Source organism: Streptomyces sp. NPDC002701 (assembly GCF_042889045.1).
In the GTDB taxonomy this organism is placed as follows: domain Bacteria; phylum Actinomycetota; class Actinomycetes; order Streptomycetales; family Streptomycetaceae; genus Streptomyces.
Window position 1 is genome coordinate 71,062 of sequence record NZ_JBIAQL010000015.1, and the last position, 6,895, is coordinate 77,956.

The 6,895-nt window shown below is 70.3% G+C and carries 6 protein-coding genes; 3 read left to right on the plus strand and 3 right to left on the minus strand.

The annotated features are described in order from the left end of the window. Positions 1–35: 35 nt before the first annotated feature. On the minus strand, positions 36–1,391 hold the full coding sequence (locus tag ACFYXC_RS30115) for an MFS transporter (RefSeq protein WP_388913158.1): 1,356 nt from the start codon (positions 1,389–1,391) through the stop codon (positions 36–38). A gap of 73 nt (positions 1,392–1,464) precedes the next feature. Then, complete coding sequence (locus ACFYXC_RS30120; RefSeq protein WP_388913155.1) at positions 1,465–1,902, minus strand: MarR family winged helix-turn-helix transcriptional regulator; 438 nt, start codon at positions 1,900–1,902, stop codon at positions 1,465–1,467. 153 nt (positions 1,903–2,055) lie between these two features. On the opposite strand from ACFYXC_RS30120, the gene ACFYXC_RS30125 reads away from it, so the two are divergent. Next, entirely contained in the window at positions 2,056–2,235 is a 180-nt protein-coding gene (locus ACFYXC_RS30125; RefSeq protein WP_388913152.1) for a ribbon-helix-helix protein, CopG family, read from the plus strand. Between the two features lie 52 nt (positions 2,236–2,287). Here the strand turns inward: ACFYXC_RS30125 and ACFYXC_RS30130 are convergent, their stop codons facing one another. Next, on the minus strand, positions 2,288–3,739 hold the full coding sequence (locus ACFYXC_RS30130) for an NCS2 family permease (RefSeq protein ID WP_388913149.1): 1,452 nt from the start codon (positions 3,737–3,739) through the stop codon (positions 2,288–2,290). 128 nt (positions 3,740–3,867) lie between these two features. Between ACFYXC_RS30130 and ACFYXC_RS30135 the strand changes: the two genes are divergently transcribed. Both ACFYXC_RS30135 and ACFYXC_RS30140 read left to right on the plus strand, forming a co-directional pair. Continuing rightward, positions 3,868–4,119 (plus strand): DUF2530 domain-containing protein, encoded by a 252-nt coding sequence (locus tag ACFYXC_RS30135; RefSeq protein ID WP_389555141.1) that lies wholly within the window; start codon positions 3,868–3,870, stop codon positions 4,117–4,119. Positions 4,120–4,331: 212 nt separating this feature from the next. Beyond that, complete coding sequence (locus ACFYXC_RS30140) at positions 4,332–6,746, plus strand: HAD-IC family P-type ATPase (protein WP_389555143.1); 2,415 nt, start codon at positions 4,332–4,334, stop codon at positions 6,744–6,746. The last annotated feature ends 149 nt before the right edge of the window (positions 6,747–6,895 follow it).

Here is a 6,895-nt window from a genome sequence, read left to right on the forward strand (position 1 = left end):
GAGGTCACCCTGCCGGCCCCGCCCGCCGGGACGGCCTACGCGGCCGCCGCCAGCTCCCGCTCCCGCCCGCGCGGTACGAACCGCACGTGCGGGTGGCCGTGGTTCCAGCGGACCGACAGCCGCAGGCCGCCCACCCGGACCAGGACCAGGCCGACCGTGACCGCCGCCAGGGCCGAGACGACACCGCCCACGGCGAAGCCGGCCCGGGGGCCGTAGGCGTCCGTGATCCAGCCGACGACGGGCGCCCCCAGCGGCGTACCGCCCATGAAGACCATCATGAACAGCGCCATGACCCGGCCGCGCATGGCGGGGTCGGTGCCCATCTGGACCGCGGTGTTGGCGGTGACGTTGACCGTCAGTCCCGCCATGCCGATGGGGACCATGAGGAGGGCGAAGATCCAGTAGGACGGGACCAGCGCGGCCACGATCTCCAGGACGCCGAAGGCGAGGGCGGCGGCGATCAGTACCCGCAGCCGGGCCGTGCCGCGCCGGGCGGCGAGCAGCGCGCCCGCGACCGAACCCACCGCCATCAGCGTGTTGAACAGGCTGTACGAGCCCGCGCCGGCGTGGAAGACGTCGTCCGCGTAGGCCGAGAGCCAGACGGGGAAGTTGAAGCCGAAGGTGCCGATGAAGCCGACGAGCACGATCGGCCAGATCAGTTCGGGCCGCCCTGCGACGTACCGGAGGCCCTCGCGGAGCTGCCCCTTGCCGCGCGGGGTGCGCTCGACCTGGTTGATCTCGCTGGAACGCATGAGGAGCAGACCGGCGATGGGCGCGACGAACGACAGTCCGTTGAGCAGGAACGCCCAGCCCGTGCCCACACCGGTGATGAGCAGGCCCGCGACGGCGGGTCCGACCAGGCGGGCGGACTGGAAGTTCGCGGAGTTGAGGCTGACCGCGTTCTGCAGCTGACCGGGGCCGACCATCTCGGCGACGAACGACTGCCGTGCCGGGTTGTCGACCACCGTGGCGAGGCCGACGGCGAAGGCGGCGACGTAGACGTGCCAGACCTGGACGTGTCCGCCGAGGGTCAGGAAGGCGAGCGCGAGGCCGGTGAGGCCCATCGCGGACTGGGTCGCGAGCAGCGTCGGCCGCTTCGGCAGGCGGTCGACGAGGACGCCGCCGTAGAGGCCGAAGAGCAGCATCGGCAGGAACTGCAGGGCCGTCGTGAAACCGACGGCGGCGGAGGAACCGGTGAGGCTCAGCACCAGCCAGTCCTGGGCGATGCGCTGCATCCAGGTGCCGGTGTTGGAGACGACCTGGCCGGTGAAGAACAGCCGGTAGTTCCTGATCCTCAGCGAGCTGAACATCGAGGAGCGGGTCTTGGGGTCGGACGGGGAGTTGTGGGCGGCAGGTGCGGGGGCGGAGTCTGCTCCGGATCCCGTACTCAACGGCGTTCGCCTCCTTGCGGCGTGGTGCGTGGTGGTACATGCGCCTTGCAGGTGCCCCGGGTACCCAGGTGGTCTAGAGATGCGCCAGCTTCTCCAGGACCGGGGCGGCCTCGCGGAGTTTGGCCCACTCCTCCTCGTCGAGGCTGTCGACGAGGGAGGCCAGCCACGCGTTCCGCTTGCGGCGGCTCTCGTCGAGCATGGCTTCCGCGCGCTCGGTCTGCGTGACCACCTTCTGGCGGCGGTCGTCGGGGTGGGGTTCGAGGCGGACCAGACCCTTGGCCTCCAGGAGCGCCACGATGCGGGTCATCGAGGGCGGCTGCACGTGCTCCTTGCGGGCCAGCTCGCCCGGCGTGGCCGTGCCGCAGCGGGCGAGGGTACCCAGGACCGACATCTCGGTCGGGCTCAGTGACTCGTCGACCCGCTGGTGCTTGAGTCGACGGGACAGACGCATCACGGCGGAGCGCAGGGAGTTCACGGCGGCAACGTCGTCGCCATGGGTCAGGTCAGGCATGTTCTTTAGAATAACTCATTACCCTAACTAAGGACCACCTCGACACCGCACAACCGGCCGTGACTCGGGCCACGCACCGCTCACATCACCCGAACGAGTGAGACAGCCGCGGAAAGTGACACACGACACTCCCGGGCCGCGACCCTCGTACCCATGGGGACCAGCGTGCTCAGCCTGCGCATGGACGGGGAGCTGCTCGACCGGCTCCGGCGCCATGCGGCGAAAAGGGGAATGAGCGTCCAGGACTATGTCGTCCGGACGCTCATTCGCGATGACTTCGACGAGCGGTTCCAGACCGCGGTCGAGGAGACGGAGAAGTTCTACGGGGTCTGACCCGACGGGTACGGGGTCTGCCCCGACGGGCACGGGGTCACCGGGCCGGCCGTCAGGTCAGGCCCAGGGCCGGCATGAGGTAGTAGAAGGCGAAGACCGCCGAGACGGCGTACATCGCGGCCGGCACCTCCCGCGCGCGCCCGGCCGCCAGCCGCAGCACGACGAACGTGATGAAGCCCATGCCGATGCCGTTCGTGATCGAGTACGTGAACGGCATCATCATCATGGTCACGAAGGCCGGGATCGCGATGGTGTGGTCGGCCCAGTCGATCTGCCGGATCGAGCCGGACAGGATCAGGAAGCCGACCGCGACCAGCGCCGGGGTGGCGGCCTGCGACGGGACCATCGTGGCGATCGGGGTCAGGAAGAGCGCGACCGCGAAGAGCGCGCCGGTGACGACGTTCGCGAAGCCGGTGCGGGCCCCCTCGCCGACGCCCGCCGTGGACTCCACGAAACAGGTGGTCGCGGACGAGGAGGTCGCGCCGCCCGCGGCGACCGCGATGCCGTCGACGAAGAGCACCTTGTTGATGCCCGGCATGTTGCCGTCCTTGTCGGTCAGCTTCGCCTCGTCGCCGATGCCCATGATCGTGCCCATCGCGTCGAAGAAGCACGACAGCAGGACCGTGAAGACGAAGAGCACGCCGGTCAGTACGCCGACCTTGCCGAAGCCGCCGAACAGGCTGACCTCGCCGACCAGCCCGAAGTCGGGGCTCGCGACCGGGTTGCCCGGCCACTTCGGGGTGGTCAGGCCCCAGGAGGGCACCTTGGCGACGGCGTTGATCACCACGGCGACGACCGTCATCGCGACGATCGAGATGAGGATGGCGCCCGGCACCTTGCGCACGATCAGCGCCAGCGTGAGCAGGGTGCCGAGGACGAAGACCAGGACGGGCCAGCCGTTGAGGTGACCGGTGCCGCCGAGCTGCAGCGGCACGGTCGTCTGCGCGATGTCCGGGATGCGGGAGACGAAGCCCGCGTCGACCAGGCCGATCAGCATGATGAACAGGCCGATGCCGATCGCGATGCCCTTGCGCAGACCGAGCGGCACGGCGTTCATCACGCGCTCGCGCAGGCCGGTGGCGACCAGCAGCATGACCACGAAGCCGGCCAGTACGACCATGCCCATCGCGTCCGGCCAGGACATCCGGGGCGCGAGCTGCAGCGCGACGACCGTGTTCACGCCGAGGCCGGCCGCGAGCGCGATCGGTACGTTGCCGATGACGCCCATCAGGAGCGTGGTGAAGGCGGCGGTCAGCGCGGTCGCGGTGACCAGTTGGCCGTTGTCGAGCTGGTGCCCGTACATGTCCTTCGCGCTGCCGAGGATGATCGGGTTCAGCACGATGATGTAGGCCATCGCGAAGAAGGTGGCGAAGCCGCCGCGGATCTCGCGCGGCAGGGTGCTGCCGCGCTCGGAGATCCGGAAGTAGCGGTCGAGGGCGCCGTGGGCGGACGCGGGGTCCGGCTCCTTGGGCGCGGGAGCCTTGGCGGGGGCCGAGGTGGGCATGGGGGGACCTTTTTGGAGTTTCGTACGAGTAAAAGTGGCCAGAGTCAGGCAGTTTCAGTATGAACATATAGGGGCTACGGCGCTATCTCCGCGCGTAGATCCCTGCGGGATCCTCGTAAGCTGTCCCCATGGCGAAGTGGACACCTGCACACGAGGCACCGGAACCGCTGGAGGGTCCCGTGGTCGCCACCGTCACGGGTGGCACGGTCATCTGGTTCGTCCTCTTCCTGGCGCAGCTGCCGTTCTACGGGCGCCTCGACGACAGCGGGCATCTGTGGCGGCTGTGGACGTGCCTGGTGGGAACCGGGCTGGGGCTGTTCGGCATCTGGTATGCGCGAGGTCGTGAGGCGGCCATCGAACGAGCCGCCGGTAAGGGCTGACGCCCGGGTGGGGCGCAGCCCCGCTTTTCAGGGGCGCGGGGAACTGCGCGACAAGCCCCCACCGGCCCGCACCCGACGGTCAGCGCACCCGCACCCGACGGCGCGCGACATACACCCACGGCATCACCCCGTCTCCTCCCCAGGGCGGATCTTTCTGGTGGGCGTCGGAACTCGTCGGGTGCGGCCGCACATCCCCCCGTACCGTCGATGACATGACGCACATCGACGCGGGCGCCGAACTCGACCCCGTGCACCCCGTCCCGCTCCCCGAAAGCGCGGCACAGACAAAGGGCCTCACCACCGCCGAGGTGGCGGAGCGAGTCGCCCGCGGCGAGGTCAACGACGTCCCCGTGCGCAGCAGCCGCTCCACCGCCGACATCGTCCGCGCGAACATCTTCACCCGGTTCAACGCGATCATCGGCCTGCTCTGGCTGATCATGATGTTCGTCGCGCCGTTCCAGGACAGCCTGTTCGGGTACGTGATCCTCGCGAACACCGGCATCGGCATCATCCAGGAACTGCGCGCGAAGAGAACCCTGGACTCGCTCGCGGTGATCGGCGAGGCGAGACCCACCGTCCGCAGGGACGGGACCGCGACCACCATCGGCACCTCGGAGATCGTGCTCGGGGACCTCATCGAGATCGGCCCCGGCGACAAGATCGTCGTGGACGGCACCTGCGCCGAGGCCGACGGCCTGGAGATCGACGAGTCGCTGCTCACCGGCGAGGCCGACCCGGTCGTCAAACAGCCCGGCGACCAGGTCATGTCGGGCAGCTTCGTGGTGGCGGGCGGCGGCGCGTTCACCGCGACGAAGGTGGGCCGCGAGGCGTACGCGGCGCAACTGGCCGAGGAGGCCAGCCGTTTCACCCTCGTCCACTCCGAGCTGCGCAGCGGTATCTCCACGATCCTCAAGTACGTGACCTGGATGCTGGTCCCGGCCGCCGTGGGCCTGGCCATCACCCAACTCGTCAGCAAGGACAACGACTTCAAGGACTCCATCGCCCGCGCCGTGGGCGGCATCGTGCCCATGGTCCCGGAGGGCCTGGTCCTGCTCACCTCCGTCGCCTTCGCGATAGGCGTCATCCGGCTCGGCCGGAAACAGTGCCTCGTCCAGGAACTCCCGGCCATCGAGGGCCTCGCCCGCGTCGACACGGTCTGCCTCGACAAGACGGGCACGCTCACCGAGGGCGGCATGGACGTCACCGAGCTGCGTCCGCTGGGTGACACCGACGAGTCGTACGTACGCACCGTGCTGGGCGCCCTCGGTGCCTCCGACCCCCGGCCGAACGCCTCCCTCCAGGCCATCATCAGCGCCTATCCGGACCAGGGGGACTGGCGGCGTGCGGCCGCGCTCCCCTTCTCCTCCGCGCGCAAGTACAGCGGGGCGTCCTTCGTGGAGGGCGACGGTGACGGCGAGCCGCGTACGTGGCTGCTCGGCGCCCCGGACGTGCTGCTGCCCGACGAGGACCCGGCGCTCGCCGAGACGGAACAGCTCAACCAGCAGGGGCTGCGCGTCCTGCTGCTCGCCCGGGCCGTCGCGGATCTCGACGACCCGCGGGTGCACGAGGACGTACGGCCCGTCGCGCTCGTCGTCCTGGAGCAGCGGCTGCGGCCCGACGCGGCCGACACGCTGCGGTACTTCGAGGAACAGGACGTACGCGCCAAGGTGATCTCGGGCGACAACGCCGTCTCGGTCGGTGCGGTCGCCGCCAAGCTCGGTCTGCCTGGTGCCGACGCCACGGTCGACGCGCGCCGGCTGCCCGCCGAGCGGGCGGAGATGGCGAAGGCCCTCGACGAGGGTGCGGTGTTCGGGCGCGTCACCCCGCAGCAGAAGCGGGACATGGTGGGGGCGCTCCAGTCGAACGGCCACACCGTGGCGATGACCGGCGACGGGGTGAACGACGTACTCGCCCTGAAGGACGCCGACATCGGTGTGGCGATGGGTTCGGGTTCGGAGGCCACCAAGGCGGTCGCTCAGATCGTGCTGCTCAACAACAGCTTCGCGACGCTGCCGTCGGTGGTCGCGGAGGGGCGCCGGGTGATCGGGAACATCACGCGGGTGGCGACGCTGTTCCTGGTGAAGACGGTGTACTCCGTGCTGCTCGCGGTGCTCGTGGTGTGCTTCCAGGTCGAGTACCCGTTCCTGCCCCGGCACTTGACGCTGCTGTCGACGCTGACGATCGGGGTGCCGGCGTTCTTCCTGGCCCTGGCGCCCAACAAGGAACGGGCGAGACCACACTTCGTCCGCCGGGTGATGCGGTACTCGATCCCGGGCGGGATCGTGGCGGGGGTGGCGACGTTCACGACGTACCTGCTCGCCCGGCACCACTACACCGGGGAGGGGGCGCTGGACGCGGAGACGAGCGCGGCGACGCTGACGCTGTTCCTGATCGCCATGTGGGTACTGGCGATCGTGGCCCGCCCGTACACGTGGTGGCGGGTGGGGCTGGTGGCGACGATGGGGCTCGGCTTCCTGATCGTGCTGGTGGTGCCGTGGCTGCAGGAGTTCTTCGCGCTGAAGCTGGTGGGCACGACGATGCCGTGGGCCGCCGTGGGTGTCGCGACGGCGGCGGCGCTCCTCCTGGAGGTCACCTGGAGATGGGTCGACCGGCGGTTCCCCGCGTAGGGGGTGCCGCGGGTGGTTCGTCGGCCGCGGGCCGGTGGGGGCCGTGGGCGGCGGGGCCCCCCGCCCCCCGGGGTGGGGGGGGGGGGGCCGCGGCGGCCCCCCGCGGGCCCCCCCCCCCCCCCCCCGCCCGCCCCACACCACCACCGCCC

Bases quoted from the DNA above. Each gene is read 5' to 3' on its own strand.
- ACFYXC_RS30120 (WP_388913155.1), bottom strand. From the start codon at position 1,902: ATGCCTGACCTGACCCATGGCGACGACGTTGCCGCCGTGAACTCCCTG.
- ACFYXC_RS30125 (WP_388913152.1), top strand. From the start codon at position 2,056: ATGGGGACCAGCGTGCTCAGCCTGCGCATGGACGGGGAGCTGCTCGAC.
- ACFYXC_RS30130 (WP_388913149.1), bottom strand. From the start codon at position 3,739: ATGCCCACCTCGGCCCCCGCCAAGGCTCCCGCGCCCAAGGAGCCGGAC.
- ACFYXC_RS30135 (WP_389555141.1), top strand. From the start codon at position 3,868: ATGGCGAAGTGGACACCTGCACACGAGGCACCGGAACCGCTGGAGGGT.
- ACFYXC_RS30140 (WP_389555143.1), top strand. From the start codon at position 4,332: ATGACGCACATCGACGCGGGCGCCGAACTCGACCCCGTGCACCCCGTC.